Origin of the sequence: Paenibacillus xylanilyticus (assembly GCF_047246825.1) — a bacterium.
GTDB lineage: Bacteria > Bacillota > Bacilli > Paenibacillales > Paenibacillaceae > Paenibacillus > Paenibacillus xylanilyticus_B.
This window is the reverse complement of the sequence record NZ_JBFOLB010000009.1, coordinates 25,979-42,969: the sequence shown is the minus strand read 5'-3', so window position 1 is coordinate 42,969 and position 16,991 is coordinate 25,979. Positions and strand designations below refer to the sequence as shown.

At 47.8% G+C, this 16,991-nt stretch carries 16 protein-coding genes; 3 read left to right on the top strand and 13 right to left on the bottom strand.

From position 1 onward, the window contains the following. Positions 1-163: 163 nt before the first annotated feature. Positions 164-739 (bottom strand): signal peptidase I, encoded by a 576-nt coding sequence (lepB, locus tag AB3N00_RS28305; protein WP_413037549.1) that lies wholly within the window; start codon positions 737-739, stop codon positions 164-166. Positions 740-998: 259 nt separating this feature from the next. Then, positions 999-1,424, bottom strand: coding sequence for a GNAT family N-acetyltransferase (locus AB3N00_RS28300; protein WP_095293213.1), 426 nt, complete (start codon positions 1,422-1,424; stop codon positions 999-1,001). Between the two features lie 535 nt (positions 1,425-1,959). Between AB3N00_RS28300 and AB3N00_RS28295 the strand changes: the two genes are divergently transcribed. Next, positions 1,960-2,571 carry a superoxide dismutase gene (locus tag AB3N00_RS28295; protein WP_175395438.1) on the top strand — a complete coding sequence of 204 codons (612 nt, stop codon included), beginning with the start codon at positions 1,960-1,962 and terminating at the stop codon, positions 2,569-2,571. A 154-nt stretch (positions 2,572-2,725) separates the two neighbouring features. Here the strand turns inward: AB3N00_RS28295 and mutY are convergent, their stop codons facing one another. From mutY to AB3N00_RS28270, 5 genes are all read right to left on the bottom strand, one after another. Continuing rightward, complete coding sequence (gene mutY / locus AB3N00_RS28290; protein ID WP_413037496.1) at positions 2,726-4,033, bottom strand: A/G-specific adenine glycosylase; 1,308 nt, start codon at positions 4,031-4,033, stop codon at positions 2,726-2,728. 52 nt (positions 4,034-4,085) lie between these two features. Beyond that, positions 4,086-4,484 carry a holo-ACP synthase gene (gene acpS, locus AB3N00_RS28285; RefSeq protein WP_413037495.1) on the bottom strand — a complete coding sequence of 133 codons (399 nt, stop codon included), beginning with the start codon at positions 4,482-4,484 and terminating at the stop codon, positions 4,086-4,088. Positions 4,485-4,755: 271 nt separating this feature from the next. Beyond that, positions 4,756-5,565, bottom strand: coding sequence for an ammonia-dependent NAD(+) synthetase (nadE, locus tag AB3N00_RS28280; protein WP_413037494.1), 810 nt, complete (start codon positions 5,563-5,565; stop codon positions 4,756-4,758). A 139-nt stretch (positions 5,566-5,704) separates the two neighbouring features. Continuing rightward, on the bottom strand, positions 5,705-6,139 hold the full coding sequence (locus tag AB3N00_RS28275) for a BrxA/BrxB family bacilliredoxin (RefSeq protein ID WP_347382883.1): 435 nt from the start codon (positions 6,137-6,139) through the stop codon (positions 5,705-5,707). Positions 6,140-6,362: 223 nt separating this feature from the next. Beyond that, positions 6,363-8,060 (bottom strand): two-component system sensor histidine kinase NtrB, encoded by a 1,698-nt coding sequence (locus AB3N00_RS28270; RefSeq protein ID WP_413037493.1) that lies wholly within the window; start codon positions 8,058-8,060, stop codon positions 6,363-6,365. 290 nt (positions 8,061-8,350) lie between these two features. On the opposite strand from AB3N00_RS28270, the gene AB3N00_RS28265 reads away from it, so the two are divergent. Next, the gene (locus tag AB3N00_RS28265; RefSeq protein ID WP_413037492.1) at positions 8,351-9,619 is read left to right on the top strand and encodes an NAD(P)/FAD-dependent oxidoreductase; all 1,269 of its coding nucleotides are present in this window, start codon (positions 8,351-8,353) and stop codon (positions 9,617-9,619) included. A gap of 75 nt (positions 9,620-9,694) precedes the next feature. Here AB3N00_RS28265 and AB3N00_RS28260 read toward each other — a convergent pair whose 3' ends face one another. The 4 genes from AB3N00_RS28260 to AB3N00_RS28245 all read right to left on the bottom strand — a co-directional run bounded on the left by AB3N00_RS28260 (position 9,695) and on the right by AB3N00_RS28245 (position 13,774). Next, the gene (locus AB3N00_RS28260) at positions 9,695-10,078 is read right to left on the bottom strand and encodes a hypothetical protein (protein WP_413037491.1); all 384 of its coding nucleotides are present in this window, start codon (positions 10,076-10,078) and stop codon (positions 9,695-9,697) included. A gap of 116 nt (positions 10,079-10,194) precedes the next feature. Further along, complete coding sequence (locus AB3N00_RS28255; protein WP_413037490.1) at positions 10,195-11,445, bottom strand: ABC transporter permease; 1,251 nt, start codon at positions 11,443-11,445, stop codon at positions 10,195-10,197. 18 nt (positions 11,446-11,463) lie between these two features. Then, positions 11,464-12,201 (bottom strand): ATP-binding cassette domain-containing protein, encoded by a 738-nt coding sequence (locus tag AB3N00_RS28250; protein ID WP_413037489.1) that lies wholly within the window; start codon positions 12,199-12,201, stop codon positions 11,464-11,466. A 253-nt stretch (positions 12,202-12,454) separates the two neighbouring features. Continuing rightward, positions 12,455-13,774, bottom strand: coding sequence for an MFS transporter (locus AB3N00_RS28245; protein WP_413037488.1), 1,320 nt, complete (start codon positions 13,772-13,774; stop codon positions 12,455-12,457). Between the two features lie 305 nt (positions 13,775-14,079). Between AB3N00_RS28245 and AB3N00_RS28240 the strand changes: the two genes are divergently transcribed. Beyond that, entirely contained in the window at positions 14,080-14,541 is a 462-nt protein-coding gene (locus tag AB3N00_RS28240; protein ID WP_175395449.1) for a MarR family winged helix-turn-helix transcriptional regulator, read from the top strand. A 220-nt stretch (positions 14,542-14,761) separates the two neighbouring features. Here the strand turns inward: AB3N00_RS28240 and AB3N00_RS28235 are convergent, their stop codons facing one another. Both AB3N00_RS28235 and AB3N00_RS28230 read right to left on the bottom strand, forming a co-directional pair. After that, on the bottom strand, positions 14,762-15,232 hold the full coding sequence (locus AB3N00_RS28235; RefSeq protein ID WP_413037487.1) for a hypothetical protein: 471 nt from the start codon (positions 15,230-15,232) through the stop codon (positions 14,762-14,764). A 221-nt stretch (positions 15,233-15,453) separates the two neighbouring features. Continuing rightward, a complete protein-coding gene (locus tag AB3N00_RS28230) occupies positions 15,454-16,968 on the bottom strand; it encodes an MDR family MFS transporter (RefSeq protein WP_413037548.1) in 1,515 nt (504 codons plus the stop codon). Positions 16,969-16,991: the final 23 nt, after the last annotated feature.

Below are 16,991 nucleotides of genomic sequence, written 5' to 3'. Positions count from 1 at the left end.
CCTCTCTTCTTCTCCACTCTTATTTACTAAACAGTGAACGCCCGCCTCACTCGGGAGGACAGGCGTTTATATCGATATACGATCCGCGTATACCGCATTTAAATGGATAAGGGGCATTATATTTGACGCAAAATGCAGTCCAAAGTTTCCTCACCCCAACATTTTACAGTTTCTTGATTTCGGAAAATGGCCAGAAAATAAACTCGGCTCTGCCAACAATCTCACTGGACGTGATGCTCCCAAATACACGACTGTCCTTGCTTTTGCCTTCATGACGGTTATCCCCCATCACAAAATAATGATCATCCTCAAGCGTGATCGGTCCAAAATCAGGGTCCTGCACCTCAGTATCCGTATACGTCTCTGCCTGCTGTTCTCCGTTCACGTATAAATGGTGATCACGCACTTCAACCGTATCCCCCGGAAGTCCAACAATTCGTTTGACCAAAAAATCCTTTTTCTCCACACCCTCACTGGGGTCCCGCAGTACAATGACATCAAACCGGGATGGTTTTCCAAAGTCATATACAATCTTGTTCACAAACAAACGGTCACGCTCGACCAGTGTCGGCTGCATAGACTGACCCTTGACCATCGACAGATTAAACACAAACAGGTTGAGCAGCATCATAATCACAAAAGCAATAACGATGGTCTTCACCCAGTCCCACAGCTCTGCTGCCCATGACTTGCCCGGCTGTCCAGACCCTGTCTTATCGCTGCGGTCTTCGGCATTCATATGCTCTGTAGTAGGTATATTGGAGTTCAAAAGGGACACCTCGTTTATCAATTTTGTTCCAAATAAGTCGAAAATACTCCCTTTAAGTCTATCTTATTTGCGAGAGTGAAACAATTGGTTATGAACACCAATACCTGAGTCATAATTGGCAGAGTGCCATCATACAAATAGAAAGGCATATCCCCACGTGGTTACGTTGAAGGGATATGCCTAATATAAAATGAAAATCTGTTTTATTTCTTTTTTTAATCATTCAAACCTAAGCTTTGGACAAAATACTAAGCTTCTGAAAAGCACTTAATATCTTATTGGCACCGTAACCCATAGCTTCATACAGAGGCATGGCTGCTTTGTTGTGCTCATCACCCGCGACCCATATTTGGCTGACTTTCCGTTGCTGGAAACGCTGCTCCATGGCCTCGACAAGTGTTTTACCGACTCCACGGCGACGATAGTCTGGATGGACCGCAATACGGTAGATGCATCCCTGGTTGTGATCTATCGTACCGATTAAGGCGCCGACGAGGTCTCCCTCTTCTTCCGCAACCATAATCAGGTCAGAATCCCATGACAATTGACGGGCAAACGGGCCCATCGTGTTCTCATAACACTCTTCCGATAGTGCAACCTGGAGAAGCTCCGTCATCTGGCTTGCATCACTCAACTGAAAGGAACGAACGTGCATGTCTTAAATCTCCCTTTTCGTTAGCTTAGATGAGGTTTTACAAAAAGGGGAACCCCTTTTTACCAAAAACCCAATGTTCGAATAATGACAAAAAACGAGAAAATACCGCTTCTCCGTCAATTAAACCATACTTTCCGCCATAAAACACGCATTTTCTTTTGAAAGCGCTTAATTGTAACCGTTTACATCCGAATATTAATCTTTTTGCCTATTAATTCACTGAAAACCACATAAATATATTCATAATGGGTAAAATATGTTTGTTATCCCGAGTCATGCATTTGATCAACGCCTCAGGGGACTTAATAAACAAAAATGTTGCTTAATTAGCCCGAATGCGGTTTAATATTAGTGGCAAGGGTATTATTACATATGTACCTGGGCAATTTGCATAAATCTAAATGAGCGACTTCCAATCAGCAAGATATAGATCGAAATGATTCTATTCGTCTACCTCTTGTACCCGGGAGCGGTTTGAAACGAATTATGCAAAATGCTGACTTAAAAATTCAAAATCTCAGGAGGTATTTTCACTATGGCTTTTCAATTACCGGCACTTCCTTACGCTAACGACGCTCTGGAACCACATATCGATGCACAAACGATGGAAATCCACCACGATCGCCATCACAATACTTATGTAACTAACCTTAACGCAGCTCTGGAAAGCGCTCCTGAACTGCAAGAAAAAAGCTTGGAAGATCTGATTGCTAACCTCGACAGCGTACCAGAAAGCATCCGCACAGCGGTTCGCAACAATGGTGGTGGACATGCTAACCACAGCCTGTTCTGGGAAATCATCGGACCTAACGGTGGCGGCGCTCCTACTGGCGAGATCGCAGCTGCAATTGACAGCGAACTGGGCGGCTTTGACAAATTCAAAGAAGACTTTGCAAAAGCAGCTACAACTCGTTTCGGTTCCGGTTGGGCTTGGCTCGTTGTTGGTAAAGACGGCAAACTGTCCATCACCAGCACACCTAACCAAGACAGCCCGCTCTTCGAAGGTCTGACTCCGGTTCTGGGTCTGGACGTATGGGAGCACGCTTACTACCTGAAATATCAAAACAAACGCCCTGACTACATTGGCGCTTTCTGGAATGTAATCAACTGGGATGAAGTAAACAAACGTTACGCTGCAGCGAAATAAGACTGCCTGCCTATAAGAAGAGCCTGATTCAGTCAATGCGACTGAATCAGGCTCTTTCTTTTGCCTTGTGGTTGAGTTTATAGTTCACGATCTATATGTTTCTTGTTGCAATTGAGGCAAGGCAAGTCAAGTTAAGTTAAGTTAAGTTAAGGAATCATTCACTCACTTCATCATAGGCGCCAGCAAAATAACTGCTGAGCAGCTTCAGAAAGACATTAGGAAATGCCAGCTTCTCCATATCCTTGGGCCCGATCCAGCGATAGATGAGCCCGTCCCCCTTGCCTGTCTGAGTCAGGACAGAGTTAATGGATGCATCTACAGCTTCCGGAAGCATTTCCCCCTCCAGACCCGATGCTGAACAAGCAGCATCAAGCACGGAAGACATCTCCTTGGTTGCCGCCTGTACTTCGTAGGCGGCTCTGGCTTCCGCAGCGATCAGCGGAAGCTCGTCACTGCCCTGGTCCTGCTCGGTGCACTTGTACACCTGCAGGTTCCATACAATGTGGCTGAACACATGCTCCGCATGGGTAGCCAGCCCCTCCGGGCGGGCGGCGAAGCCCTCCGCCCACAGACTGCCGGCCAGCAATGCCATGGCCGGCTCATCGGCCAGCGGCCCCGCCGCCTTGCCGGCTGCGGCGGGCGCAGCCAGCACATGCGGCAGCTCCCACATGCGGGCTAACAAGCCCGTCGCTGGGCGCTGCCTCACAAGCACTTGGCCGCGATGGGCACCGCGGCCCTCCACCAGGGCGACCAGCCGCTGCTCAGGGCGCGGCGGCTTCGCCTTGGTCTTGACCGGCAGCGTAAGCTCCCGTCCGGCGATGCGGCCGGAACATTGCTCCATGACCGGGCAAGTCAGGCAGTGCGGCGCTTTCGGCGTGCATACCAGCGCACCAAGTTCCATCAGCGCCTGATTGAAATCACGCGCCCGCCCTTCCGGAATGAGCTCTCCTGCGAGCTCTTCCATCAGCACCCGGGTGCTGCCCTTCATAATGTCCTCATCAATGAGGAAGTATCGGGACAGCACCCGCATGACATTGCCATCTACCGCAGGCTGCGGCTGGTTAAAGGCAATGCTGAGAATGGCCCCGGCTGTATACGGGCCCACCCCTTTTAAAGCAAATACCGCCTGTTTGTCCTGCGGCATTTCTCCCCCATGCAGCTCCATTACCTGACGGGCAGCCGCCTGAAGATTGCGTGCACGGGAATAATAGCCAAGGCCCTCCCAGTTTTTCAATACATCCTCTTCCGGCGCTTCTGCCAATGCCTGCACTGTCGGGAAATTGGCGATAAAACGGTTGAAGTACGGTATAACTGTATCCACCCGAGTCTGCTGAAGCATAATTTCCGATACCCACGTAAAATAGGGATTATTATGACGACGCCACGGCAAGTCCCGTCTATTAATCATGTACCAATCCAGCAAATTCACACTGAAATGTTGCTTTTGTTCCATTAAACCCATATTTCCGTCCTCTCCTGTTACCTACCTATTCATGATATTACCGTCTTCCGGTCTACTTGTCCGTCTTCTCCACAATTGCAAACGCCGCTGCAAGCTCTGTCTGATGTGTAATGCTGAGATGAATGTCATACTGTTGGTCATACGGCAACTGAAGCCGTTCCCATGCCTGGCTTGACAACGTGGCAACCGGACGGCCCTTTTCGTCAGGCAGCACTTCAATGTCCGTAAAACTCATAACACTACCGATGCCGCAGCCAAACGCCTTGGATACGGCTTCTTTTGCTGCAAACCGGCCAGACACAAATTCAGTTATCCTTTTCCCGCGTTCAGCTGCCAGTTTCCGCTCTGCCGGAGTCAAAATTCGGTTCATAAACGCTTCGGCGTGACGACCGGACAGCAGCTTGTGCATACGTCCAATCTCCAGCACATCGTTTCCAATTCCATATATCATTAACGATTCACCCGCTTAATCTTTTATGCTGTATTGAATCTTTAATTGTTTCTATGATCCGCTGCTAATCCGAACACGTATTCTATTGTAGCAGGAGGTGCATCCAGAAGCGAGTACTCGCCGACATTACCATTTATGTTAAAATAAGAATCCGGAGCACATAGTGTATGAATTACGTTTATAATACAGCAAAAAGAGTCGCTGCCTGACGCAGTGACTCTTTTTCGTTCACATACTTAACCATTCATCATGTAAATTTAGCAACCACATTTTAGATGCCTGGGATGGCATTACGTTTGTGGTGAGTGCGTGTATAGAATCCTTCAAGACGTTCCTGTGCAGCAGGGTTAATTTGCTTGCCTTCCAGATAGTCACTGTTATCGTCATAGGAGATGCCCAGTTCCTTCTCATCTGTTTGGCCTTCCCATAATCCTGCCGATGGTGCTTTGTCCAAAATCTCCTGTGGCACACCTAAATAAGAAGCAAGCTGACGAACCTGACGTTTGTTCAGGCTGCTGAGCGGTGTAATGTCAACGGCTCCATCGCCCCACTTCGTATAAAAGCCAGTGATTGCTTCAGATGCATGATCCGTGCCCACTACCAAGAGGTTTTCTTCAAAAGAAAGCGCATATTGCATCACCATGCGTGTTCTTGCTTTGACGTTCCCTTTACCCTGCGGAGTCATATGACGGGGGCTGCCCATCGATTTGAAACCCTGTTCCACTTCCAGTGCGATCTCGTTAACCGCATCTTCAATGTTGGTTTCCACCACATGTTTCAGGTCGAACGCTTTTGCTACCGCATAGCTGTGATCAATATCGGATTGTTCACCGTATGGCTGGAACACACCCAGTGTTTTGTATTCCTGGTTATTCTCGGCCGTAAGCTCGTCTGTTGCCTTTTTGCACAGCGCTGCAGCTACCGCACTATCAATTCCGCCACTGATGGCAATGAGCAGTCCCTTAGTGCCGGAGTTTTTCACATACGATTTCAGAAAGTCAACGCGTTTGCGGACTTCCTCTTCTTCATTAATGCTTGGCTTAACTTTCAACTCAGCGATGATCTGTTGTTGCAAACTCATCGTTCAACACACCCCGTTTCTAATAATAATGAAATTTGATGTCCAGCTTGAAAGGTCCGAATGGTTCAATAACCTTATTTTTTCAAAATGAAACGCCCCGGCATCGGTCATCCGAAGGGCGGGGCGCTCTTTGAGCTGCTTAACGGCAGTAACGGTCAAACGCACTGGTGAGCTCAGCCGCGATTTCCTCCGCAGAACGATCTTCCACTTGGTGACGCTCGATAAAGTGAACGAGTTCACCGTCTTTCATCAGAGCGATGGAAGGTGAAGATGGAGGATACGGTGCAAAATACTCACGCGCTTTTGCTGTAGCTTCTTTGTCCTGTCCGGCAAATACCGTGTACAGGTGATCCGGTGTAATATCGTGCTGAAGTGCTTGGGATACACCTGGACGACATTGCCCTGCTGCGCATCCGCACACTGAGTTAATGACGACTAGTGCTGTACCTTTTGCATCTGGCAGACTTGCCTCAACTTCCTCAGGGGTACGCAATTCCTGAATACCCAGACGAGTCAGCTCATCCCGCATCGGTTGAACCATATCTTTCATGTATTGATCAAATGACATCGACATTTGTTTCACTCCTTATGAATGGTTGTTCTATTATTCCGGGGAAAATGTAAAGACATAGGTAATCCGCATTCATCATCTCTACCGGCATACCAAACGCGGATTTTGATGATGTGCTATCCCTATTATACATCCCCAAGCAATGAAAGCAAGGATGAGACACCGCATGCGGCAAGGCTTCTTTCATAATAGTATGTCTTGTACCCTGGCAAAATATGCTGAACGCTTATCGCGGAAACGAAACCTTGAAGGTTGTTCCCTCACCTTCTTGTGACTCTACCGTAATGGTTCCGTTGTGCCGTTCCACAATGCTGCGACACATGGATAAGCCCAGCCCGGTTCCCTTGGCCTTGGTCGTATAAAAAGGTTCGAACAGCTTCTCCTGCTTCAAGCGAGGTATGCCTAACCCTGTATCATGCACACACAGCTCTACCTTATCATCCACCATCCGCGTTTCGAGCGTGAGCACACCTTTCTCCGTCATGGCTTCCATACCGTTGCGAGCCAGATTGAGCACCACCTGCTTGATTTCTTTCGAATTCAGGTGCAGCTTCGGCACATTATGGTCCAGCATGAGCTCAATGCTCTGTCCACGCAGATTCGCATCGGCCCATAACAAGGGACTCAGTTCATGGATAATGTCATGCAGCTGGGACTCCTCTTTCTCTGAGATTCGGTTCTGGGCGAGTGAGAGAAAATCATTGATGATACTGTTTGCACGGTCAAGCTCCTCCAGTACGATGCGATAATAGTGATCCAGCGACTGCGGACTCTTCTCTTGCATCAATTGAAGAAATCCACGTACAACGGCCATCGGATTTCGCACTTCGTGGGTTATGCTAGCGGCCATTTGCCCCACCAGACTAAGACGATCCACATTGTCCAGTTCGCTTCGCAGCATTTCCAGCTCAGTAATATCCTGAATAATCAGCATCGCTCCCGTAACCTCTCTTGTCTGGTCGAGTGAAAGCGAGTAGATCGGCACGGTCCGCGATTGAAACACATAGGAGCCGTAGCGTACGGTCATGCCGTTGATTTCCCCGTCGACAATAGCCCTGCGGATACTGTTCTCCAGCTTGTCTGCCTGACCTTGTTCGACAAACTGGCTGGCAGGAAGACCGATCAGATTGGAAGTGGTCGTACAAGGCAATTGATTTCTTGCCGTTTGTTCCATCGTATCATTAACAAACTGCACTGTCCCTTCAGGGTCCACCGTAGCAATGGATAGCGGAACTGCGTTCAGGATCTGATGAAGTTTTTCCGTCTCGGATATGTATCTGTGGTGGACTTCGGACAGATGTTGTTCAAGCCCCTGATGATGATGTATATGCTCAATCCAGAGCATACTAAAACTGCCCGCAAGGATGGCACCGAATGTGTATCCCATTGTGATCGTAAGCCATTGAAATAAGGAGAGTGCAGTACCATCATTCCATAAGGGGATGCATAGCAGACCGGAAACCATCAGTTCCGCTGCAATCAGTGAGATGATGACTCTCGTTTTGCGTGAACGCGTATAATGCTTGAATCGACTGGCCGACAACCATACAATAGGATAGAGAAGAATGCCCGTTTGAAGGAGAAATTCGTACATGTTGTAGGGGTGCGCTAAGAGAAAATAGAATAGCACATGGAGAAGGGTAAGCGTAAGGCCTATGACGGGCCTGCAGTACAGTATGACAAGCGTAAGCGGTACAATCCCCAAGGATATGGGAACATCCACAGGACTTGCATAATGGACAAACAGCAAACAAAGCAGCATGCTCGCTGCACTGGTCAATGCAAGGCTGGTGAGCATTACGCCATTACGTTCAACCTTGGCAGCTGCCTGTCTACTGAGCCCCAGATAAAATAAGGGAATCAGGAATACCGCAGAACCTGCAAGCAGTACCTGTAAAAGAATGTCCTTCAATGCAACCACCATGCCATCTCCCTCCTCGCCCGCACATTCCCTCATGTATTTCTGATTAAAACATAGGCGACAGTATATTACAATATATCCCTTGAGACCGCATAATAGAACAGTTGATTCATCATAAATGGTCAAAAATATGTACCATTTAGGCCATAATCCTGCATATTTCGATTTTATGTACAATATATAGAGAAGCACTATCCTAGGTATCTATATATGGATTATTAAGTCCCATTCGTCAGGGTTGGATGTAGAATAATTAAACAAACAAAATCAATAAAAAAAGAGGGTAATAAAATATGTATGATGTCATTGTAATTGGTGGCGGTTCCGCAGGATTGATGGCCTGTGTTGCTGCTGCCGAGCATGGAGCCTCTGTGCTTCTGCTGGATAAGGGAGATCAACTTGGCCGCAAACTTGGGATTTCCGGTGGTGGTCGCTGCAATGTGACCAATGCCAAAGAAACGGATGAATTGATTAGGCATATTCCCGGTAATGGGCGTTTCTTATATAGCTCCTTTCAAAATCTGGACAATCAGGGCATCATGCGTTTTTTCGAAAACCTGGGAATTGCCCTGAAAGAAGAAGATAACGGAAGAATGTTCCCTGTTACTGATAAAGCCAAAACGGTGGTTGATGCACTGGTAGGCAAGGTGGTTTCCCTGGGTGTGGAGATTCGTACCAAAGAGCCCGTGAAACAGCTTATTCATAATGGGCAGCACGTTCAGGGTGTTAAACTCGCTTCGGGGAAAACCGTTATGGCGCATGCGGTCATTATAGCTACCGGAGGCAAATCCGTACCTCAAACCGGCTCGACCGGGGATGGTTATCCTTGGGCTGAATCAGCCGGACATACGATTACGGAACTGTACCCGACGGAGGTGCCCATTGTTTCCGGTGAAAGCTGGATCCAATCCAGAGAACTACAGGGGTTGTCTTTGCGGGATGTGGGGTTATCTGTACTGGACGCCAAAGGCAAAACCGTGATTTCGCATCGTGGCGACATGATCTTCACGCATTTCGGTGTATCCGGGCCCATAGCGCTGCGCTGCAGTCAGTTCATTCGCAAGGTACAGATGAAATCAGGCAACCCGCAGGTCATGATGAGTATTGATCTGTTTCCTGACCTGTCTCCAGCTGCACTGGAAACACAGGTTCAGCAGGTCCTGGAACAGGAGTCACGCAAGGCGGTTAAGAATATTTTGAAAACATGGGTGCCTGAACGCATGATTCCCTTATTGATGGAACGTGCCGAGATTAGCGAGGACCTGACGTTCCACCATTTTCCCAAAGGCATGCTCAGTACGCTGTGCGGACTAATGAAGGCTTTTACCTTCCGCGTGGATGGAACGCGTTCTCTCAAAGAAGCCTTCGTCACTGGTGGAGGTGTGCACTTAAAGGAAATATACCCAAAAACAATGGAATCCAAGCTGCTGCCAGGTCTATTCTTTTGCGGCGAGGTTCTGGACATTCATGGTTACACGGGAGGATATAACATTACGGCTGCATTCTCTACCGGATACACGGCTGGCATGCACGCTGCTGAGTACAAAAATGCCAGTGTATAGCGTCCGCACCAGACCATAATCAGCAAAAAACCTCGAATCCACGTGATGTGGAACTCGAGGTTTTCTTTTTTTTGATTATGCTTTGACACTGCCGGAAAATCCATCGACTGAATCATCAAATGTAGGGTCGTCATCCCGATTATGCAATCCTTGTTGGAGCCCACCGCCCTGGTTTCCGTTCGCATAACCTTCCTGCCAGTCCTCATTCACAATATGAGCCGGAATGGATATATCCTGGAATTGATCCACCCCGTCTGTTTCGGACAGGAATACGGCGCTTCCTCCGTGTGACTGTACGATCTCCACCGCCGACTGTGTATCCTGGCGATCGGTCGGAATGTAGAGTTCCAGCGGTCCGGATTGATACGGCTTATATCCGAGCTCCTTCAGCGTGTCTTCGGCAGCAAGCAATGCTGAAGCGTCTGAAAAATGTACCTGCAATTCACTATCATCCATCATTCGTTCTCTTCCTCCTCGCTACAACTGATCCCTGGCTTTCTTATCCATGAGATCTATCTTCTATAGCATGGTCAGTTATGAGAAACGATATGCGATTACTCCTGAAAGGAAATACTTCAGGCTGAACGGGTCAAACGAATCCATCCCCCCACGGTAAGGCAAAAGAGTCCAAAAGCCACGACCGCTCCCGCAACAATAACACCAGCCAGCCAGCCGAGCCAGGATACTCCCAATGCAAAACCCATAAGGATACCCAGCGGGATAAACAGCATCCGAACCATCGTCAATCCTGCACGGTGCAAAGCTGTCGGGTCATAGGATACGAGCTGAACATATTCCGAAGTCGCAAAAATATCCCATGCACGGAAGAACAGCAAGGTCAGCATTACGATCAATAAGCCGCAAACAATAACATTGACGGGAAAAGGGGGTAGCATGACTGCTACCGTGGAGAGACTACCGAGCTGCAAATACAATTTCATCGTGGATGAATCTCGAAAGAAAGCCTTGAAAGCTGTTTCGGCCGTCCGATTGGAGATGGAACGATTACGCAGCAGCCTGCGCCGTTTTCGGAAAATCACCGTTCGTGTTCGAGGCGCCTTTGGCTTGGAAACAGACCGACTTAACATAAGTGCTGTAAGTTTCAATCTGCCACGTAAATCCTCTCGTACATCCCCCTCAAATGTCCCTTTCATTATTAACCTCATCTGAGCCAAAGTTACAAGAAGAAGGATTGCGGCAAAGATTCCCGCAAGCTGTCTCCAGATTCCCCCATGCATCCAGGTCGTTGCATGAATTGTAAACAGCCCCATAGCAATTGCGGCAGAGGTTAATTGAATCCAGCGTCTCCATCCGGTATATCGAACCTTGATCATATGAAGCGCCATAGCTTGTAATGAAGCAACCACGCCGAACCAGAGCCCAATGAGCACCATATCGGTGAGCGACATACCGTAAACACGTGACAACAGGGGGGCGATCAAGGCCGTAATCACAATCATTTTGCCCTGATGCTGCAAACAAGCCCGGATAATCCCCTGCCTCATTAGGGTTCGCATCCATATCGGTCTCGATTTTAAAAACAGTACATCCGCTTCCTCCACAAAGATCAGAACACCGCCTGAAAGCATAACGATGTCAATTAGACCTGTCAGCATAGGCAGAGATAGTCCAGTCGCCCATGTTGGCAGCGATTTGGTCCATAAACTCGAATACCACCCGATCAGATACAGCAGGCCTGGAACGAGCAGATACACCCATACTGTCCAGTCGACCGCCAGCTTCAAATTCTTTAACTGCTCGTTAAAATGTTCTCTGCTCCTGCGTCTATATAAACCAAGTGGCGTATATCTATCGGCATTCCCCATGTTCTCTCTCCTCTCCGATCAGGATGTCAATATATCAAAACAGTCGAATAAGGATGCATCGGGGAGTTCGGCCACAGCACGGATCTCGTCCAGTGTCCCTTCAGCGGCGGATCTGCCGGCAGCAATCAATATAAATCGGTCACAGATTCGTTCCGCCGTATCGAGCACATGCGTGGACATTAACACACCCGCCCCGCGCCGACGTTCATCATCGAGCAGCTGCAGAAAATCCTTGGTTGCACGCGGATCCAGTCCTATAAACGGCTCGTCTACAATATAGACATCAGGTGAGGCTAGAAATCCGATCATCAGCATCATTTTCTGACGCATGCCTTTGGAGAAACTGGCTGGAAGATCGTCGCGCACATGATCCATGCCAAATCGAACCAGTAACTCCTCCGCTCTCGCGACAAAGTCCTCTTCCTCCATTTCATACGCAGCTGCGGCCAGATCAAGATGTTCCCATAGAGTCATATATTCGTAAAAGACAGGTTGCTCAGGGATATAGGCATATCTGCCCTTTCCACCGATTTCAATCTCATACTCGGAGTGCTCCAGCAAGCCAAGCATCGTTTTGATGGTTGTGCTTTTGCCCGCACCATTCGGACCAATAATCCCCACCAGTTCACCTGGGTACACCTGGATTCGGATGCTTTGTATCGTCGATTGACCGGATTCATATCCAGCCTCTGTTATATGTACGTCCAATATGGACTGCTTTAACTTCAATGTTGTATCTTTGTTTTCTATCTCCATATCCTTCACTCCCTGTCCGATCAGGTACTTGTTTTGGTTTGTTTCATTTATTGTAATCGAGTTATTGACTGAATTGTTTGATCAATTTGAGCATTTCTATCGAATTATAGATAAGTTTTTAAGGGACCATTTAGAAAGGTACAGAAAACATCTATAACTACACACAAAAAGCAGGGGTTCCGGAGCCCCTGCTTTTTATAATTAGAATGATATATCATTAGTTTTCCCCTCTTCAATCTACAACCAATGAAAATCATTCTCCTGCAGCTACCGTTTCAGTCACCAGCGTTCCTTCAATCTTACTCTGTTTGCGTTTCAATACATAAACCAATCCGAGCAGTGTCAGCAAAATGCCAGAACATACAAAAGCCGGGATAACTCCGAAAGAGGTGACCAGAAAACCACCGACAACCGGGCCCATAATATTGCTTGCTGTCATGACGCTGCCTACAGTCCCAAACACACGTCCAGTCATCGCTTCAGGAGTCCGTTCCTGCAGCAGAATCTGGAAGGGTACCACAGCGAACCCAATTCCAATCCCCGCTAGAGCAAACAGTGACACCAGCAGCAGATTAGCTGCCAGACCAGCATGCGGCCAAAATCCGACAACCATTCCTGCTACGCCAATAACGAGCCCCGTTACAGACGTACCGAGCCCCATTTTCAGCACATGTCCTGCTCTTTTCCATTTCCGCACACTCATCGCAGCGATTAACGTCCCAACACCACTTGCTGCAACGCACCATCCCAGTAAGTCACTTGAAATCCCGGGAAGCTGCCTAAACAGGACAACCGTCTGGGAATCTGCAAACTGCAGGAACAGGATGGCAGATGCAAGCAGAACGAGAGAAGTGCCTACCTGTGGAAGAGAAGCGAGCATACGAATGCCTTCCAATGTGTCGTTTAAAAATGCACCTTTTTTTCGGGTCTCAACATCCCCTTCTGAATCTTCCTTACCTTCTTGTATGATCCGTGTCGCCGATTGGAACACCCGTGAACCAGGAATCCACAGCAAAATAATACCCGAAAGCAGGAACGAGACCGAATCCAGAACAAAACACCAGGTGATCCCAAAGGCTGCTACCAGCAGCCCTCCAAGCGCAGGGCCGATAATTTTGGACATCTGTTCGATAACCGAACTAATGGAAACAGCTTGAGCCAGCTGGCCATGCGGCACAATCTCCTTCAGCTTCCCGTTCTTCGCTGGTGAGAATACAACGTCAAACAAGGATTTGAGAATTAGCAGCACATACACATGCCAGATCTGATCGGCAAAAATAAACCCGGCTACAATAACAATTCGTGCACCGTCCGCAACAATCATCAACCATTTTCGGTTTAGCCGATCCGCCAGCGCACCAGCAAAAGGACCCGTAAGCAATACGGGTAATGCCGCACAAAGTGTGGTAAACGTAATCTCCCATGGCGTTGCATTCCAACGGATGCCAACCAGCGTCAAAATGGCCAACAAATGCAACCAGTCGCCCAAATTGGAGATGGCCTGTGCCACCATCAGTGTTACAAAAGGCCGGTTATGCTTCAGTCCATGGTGTCCCTTCATTGTCATTTCCATTTTGTGTATCCTCCACCCTTGCCGGAATGTTGATATGTATTTAATTATAGAAAGCGTTACTTGTCCCAACCTCCTTCCAGAGACGGAGAAGAGGCAGTATCTGAAGGATGATATTTCCAAAACAGGCTGCCTGGGCCGGAGGGCAAATGATTAAATTTTAAATGCTAAAAATGCAAATCTTGTGACATATCGCATGTTTTTCGTGGAAACAGAGGCTTACAATAAGGACATGGCGACATTCTAAATCGTCAAACGTAACCTAATCATTTCATCCTATATCACTAATCTGAAAAGGCGGGATCAGCATGCTGGAATTACAAGAAATCGGAACCGAACGTTCACTTCATCTGTACCGCACCTTGGCCAAAACATTCAAGAGCGTGAATGAACACGCTGTATCCGGTAGCAAAGTGCATGGCTTCAACCCTACAGCATACGGAGTATTGGAAGTACTGTATATCAAGGGAGCACAGCCGATTCAACAGGTGGGCGCACAGCTTCTGCTGCAGAGCGGGAATGTGACCTATGTCATTGATAAGCTGGAACAAAAAGGACTTTTACATCGCAAACACTGTCCACAGGACAGACGGATTATATTTGTGGAACTGACAGAGGAAGGCCACCGAACCATGGATGATATCTACCCCGGGTATGCACACAAGATCGATCGTGCAGTCAGTGACCTGAGCGAGGGTGACAAAACGTTGCTGTCTGAGTTGTTGGAAAGGCTTGCGCATAGCGCAGACCGTTTATCTGCGAATGGATGAAGAACACCTTGATGAATATGGAAAGTAAAATAACCGGTTCGCCATCCTGCGGCGTAACCGGTTATTACTGTTGAATCAACTGTATAAGATCCACATCAATACAGCGAGGGCCAAAATGACAAGTCCTCCTGCAATCAGCAAATGTACAATGTATCTGGACATGCTGGACTCACTGTGGCCCTCAATTTCCCTAAGCGTCTCTTCGTACTTATGCCTGGCTTCATCTTCCGTGCTTCCGGGGTTTTAATATCCATCCTAAACTGGTTTGCCACACAAGAAAGACAAACGTAGTGATCAGTACATACAAATATGGACCGAAATACTGAAAAGCACCCATCTTATATACAAATATCGAAAATACAAGTCCACATCCCACACCCAGCAGAAAATAAGAGACGATCACATCCATCGTCCTTATCTCCAGTCCCCTCTTCTTTCTTGCAGCGAGCAAACCGTCTACGAACAAGGAGAACGGCATAATCAGGAATAGAATTGTGGCTGCGTTGATAAGCAGGCTTATGACCGATGTATACCACAATGAATAATAATATGTATCTTCAACCCGGTCCGCCAATTTTACATATCTTGAAATTCCAACATACAGGGAAATGGATATTCCGCTCAGCATTGCTGCAAGTATTTTAATGGGAAATGGCACGAACCAAACAGATCGAGTCAATGGCTTATTCAATATACCCGGCCCCCATTCGATAGAAATGAGTATTTTGCATAAATCCATAAATCCATAAATCCATTAATACATAATAACTTCTTGTAATTATATCAAACTCATCTCTGGAAATAACCAAAAAAGCAGCTGATTACCAGCTGCTTTGACGTGAAAATTCATTCTGTTATCTAGATGAGTTAACTAATTAAAGAACTCAATATGTACCGCACGGTGTTGTACGCTCATTTTCCAGCAACCTTGGCCTGTTTTGGCATATTTGCCTCCCCCTCTTCCGGTACAATGAGACGTTTGCGTAATGCTACTGTGGTTAACCACGATACAATTGCGATGACAAACATGATGACAAACAGGGAATGCAGACTGCCCTCCAACACATTTCGGAGCAGTGCCCACTTTTCACCAGACAGGGCGGCATCCGTATGCGGTGCGAGCAGCTCATTCAGGTCACGATCTGAAATACCGGCATCAGCCAAGTTCTGCTCACTGGACAACTTCGAAATTCGGTAGTTCAACCATGTGCCGAAAACAGCTGCACCAATGGTTTGCCCCAGTGTACGCATGAACGTATGCAGTGCTGTTGAAGAACCACGTTCCTGATATCCGACGGAGGACTGTGCAATAATGGTGAATATCGTAAACGCAAACCCAAAGCCAAGCCCATAGATAAAGGTCAAAATAAACAGCACCACCTGAGGCGATGTTCCTCCTACCAGGAAAAGTCCTCCTGAGCCGATGGCAATACCGGTTAATCCAATGAGCGCAGTTAAGCGTGAACCAATCTTCATAAGGAGGCGACCCGCCAGCACGCTTCCGATTAACCAGCCTACGGACATCGGTGCCAGCAGCAGCCCGGATTCAGTTGCATTGCCTCCCCGAACACCCTGCACCCATAGCGGCAAATAACTGGTCAGGCCGATCATCAAAGTACTGGTCAGCAGTCCGGCAATGTTAGCGACACGGATATCCCGAATACGGAACAGATGCAGGGGAACCATCGGAGCCTGGGCCCTTTTTTCCACAACGAAGAATAAGATCATGAACACAACGGCCACCGCACTAAGCCCCATGATGAGCGGGGAACTCCATGCATAATACTGTCCACCTGCCGACAATACAAAGAGCAATGCAGTTATGCCAACAGTAAAAGTTAACGCACCCACATAGTCGATTTTGGCAGTACGTGGAGATACGTCTTCTTTCAAATAACGAAACACGAACCACATGGCAAGCAAGCCAAAGGGCACATTGAATCCAAAAATCCACTGCCAGCCGAGATTATCGACGAAGTAACCGCCAAGCAGCGGCCCTGCCAGGGAAGATATGCCCCATACCGAACTGATCCAGCCTTGAATCTTGCCTCGTTCTTCAATACGGTAGATGTCTCCAATAATCGTAAACGTAACAGGCACAACTGCTCCTGCACCAATCCCCTGAATTGCACGGTAAATAATCAGCTGCTCCATGTTCTGTGACAAACAGCAGAGCAGTGAGCCGAGCAAAAACAGCGCACAGCCAATCAGGAACACAGGCTTTCGACCGTACAGGTCACTGATTTTACCAAAAATCGGCGTGCTGACAGCCATCGTAAGCAGATACGCGGTAAATATCCAGCTGAGCAGCTGAACACTTCCCAGTTCACTGACAATGGTCGGTCCCGCTGGACCAATGACCGTCCCTTCAATCGCTGACAAAAAGGTTGCCAGCAACAACCCCGCCAAGATGAAACTGCGTTTCAAACCTCCGGTTGTATTCACACAAA

Excerpts from the sequence above, each read along its gene's own strand:
- AB3N00_RS28270 (WP_413037493.1), bottom strand. The coding sequence starts at position 8,060 with ATGGTGGTTGCATTGAAGGACATTCTTTTACAGGTACTGCTTGCAGGT.
- AB3N00_RS28265 (WP_413037492.1), top strand. The coding sequence starts at position 8,351 with ATGTATGATGTCATTGTAATTGGTGGCGGTTCCGCAGGATTGATGGCC.
- AB3N00_RS28240 (WP_175395449.1), top strand. The coding sequence starts at position 14,080 with ATGCTGGAATTACAAGAAATCGGAACCGAACGTTCACTTCATCTGTAC.
- AB3N00_RS28255 (WP_413037490.1), bottom strand. The coding sequence starts at position 11,445 with ATGGGGAATGCCGATAGATATACGCCACTTGGTTTATATAGACGCAGG.
- AB3N00_RS28260 (WP_413037491.1), bottom strand. The coding sequence starts at position 10,078 with ATGATGGATGATAGTGAATTGCAGGTACATTTTTCAGACGCTTCAGCA.
- AB3N00_RS28300 (WP_095293213.1), bottom strand. The coding sequence starts at position 1,424 with ATGCACGTTCGTTCCTTTCAGTTGAGTGATGCAAGCCAGATGACGGAG.
- mutY (WP_413037496.1), bottom strand. The coding sequence starts at position 4,033 with ATGGGTTTAATGGAACAAAAGCAACATTTCAGTGTGAATTTGCTGGAT.
- AB3N00_RS28250 (WP_413037489.1), bottom strand. The coding sequence starts at position 12,201 with ATGGAGATAGAAAACAAAGATACAACATTGAAGTTAAAGCAGTCCATA.
- acpS (WP_413037495.1), bottom strand. The coding sequence starts at position 4,484 with ATGATATATGGAATTGGAAACGATGTGCTGGAGATTGGACGTATGCAC.
- AB3N00_RS28275 (WP_347382883.1), bottom strand. The coding sequence starts at position 6,139 with ATGTCGATGTCATTTGATCAATACATGAAAGATATGGTTCAACCGATG.
- AB3N00_RS28245 (WP_413037488.1), bottom strand. The coding sequence starts at position 13,774 with ATGGAAATGACAATGAAGGGACACCATGGACTGAAGCATAACCGGCCT.
- AB3N00_RS28295 (WP_175395438.1), top strand. The coding sequence starts at position 1,960 with ATGGCTTTTCAATTACCGGCACTTCCTTACGCTAACGACGCTCTGGAA.
- nadE (WP_413037494.1), bottom strand. The coding sequence starts at position 5,565 with ATGAGTTTGCAACAACAGATCATCGCTGAGTTGAAAGTTAAGCCAAGC.
- lepB (WP_413037549.1), bottom strand. The coding sequence starts at position 739 with ATGAATGCCGAAGACCGCAGCGATAAGACAGGGTCTGGACAGCCGGGC.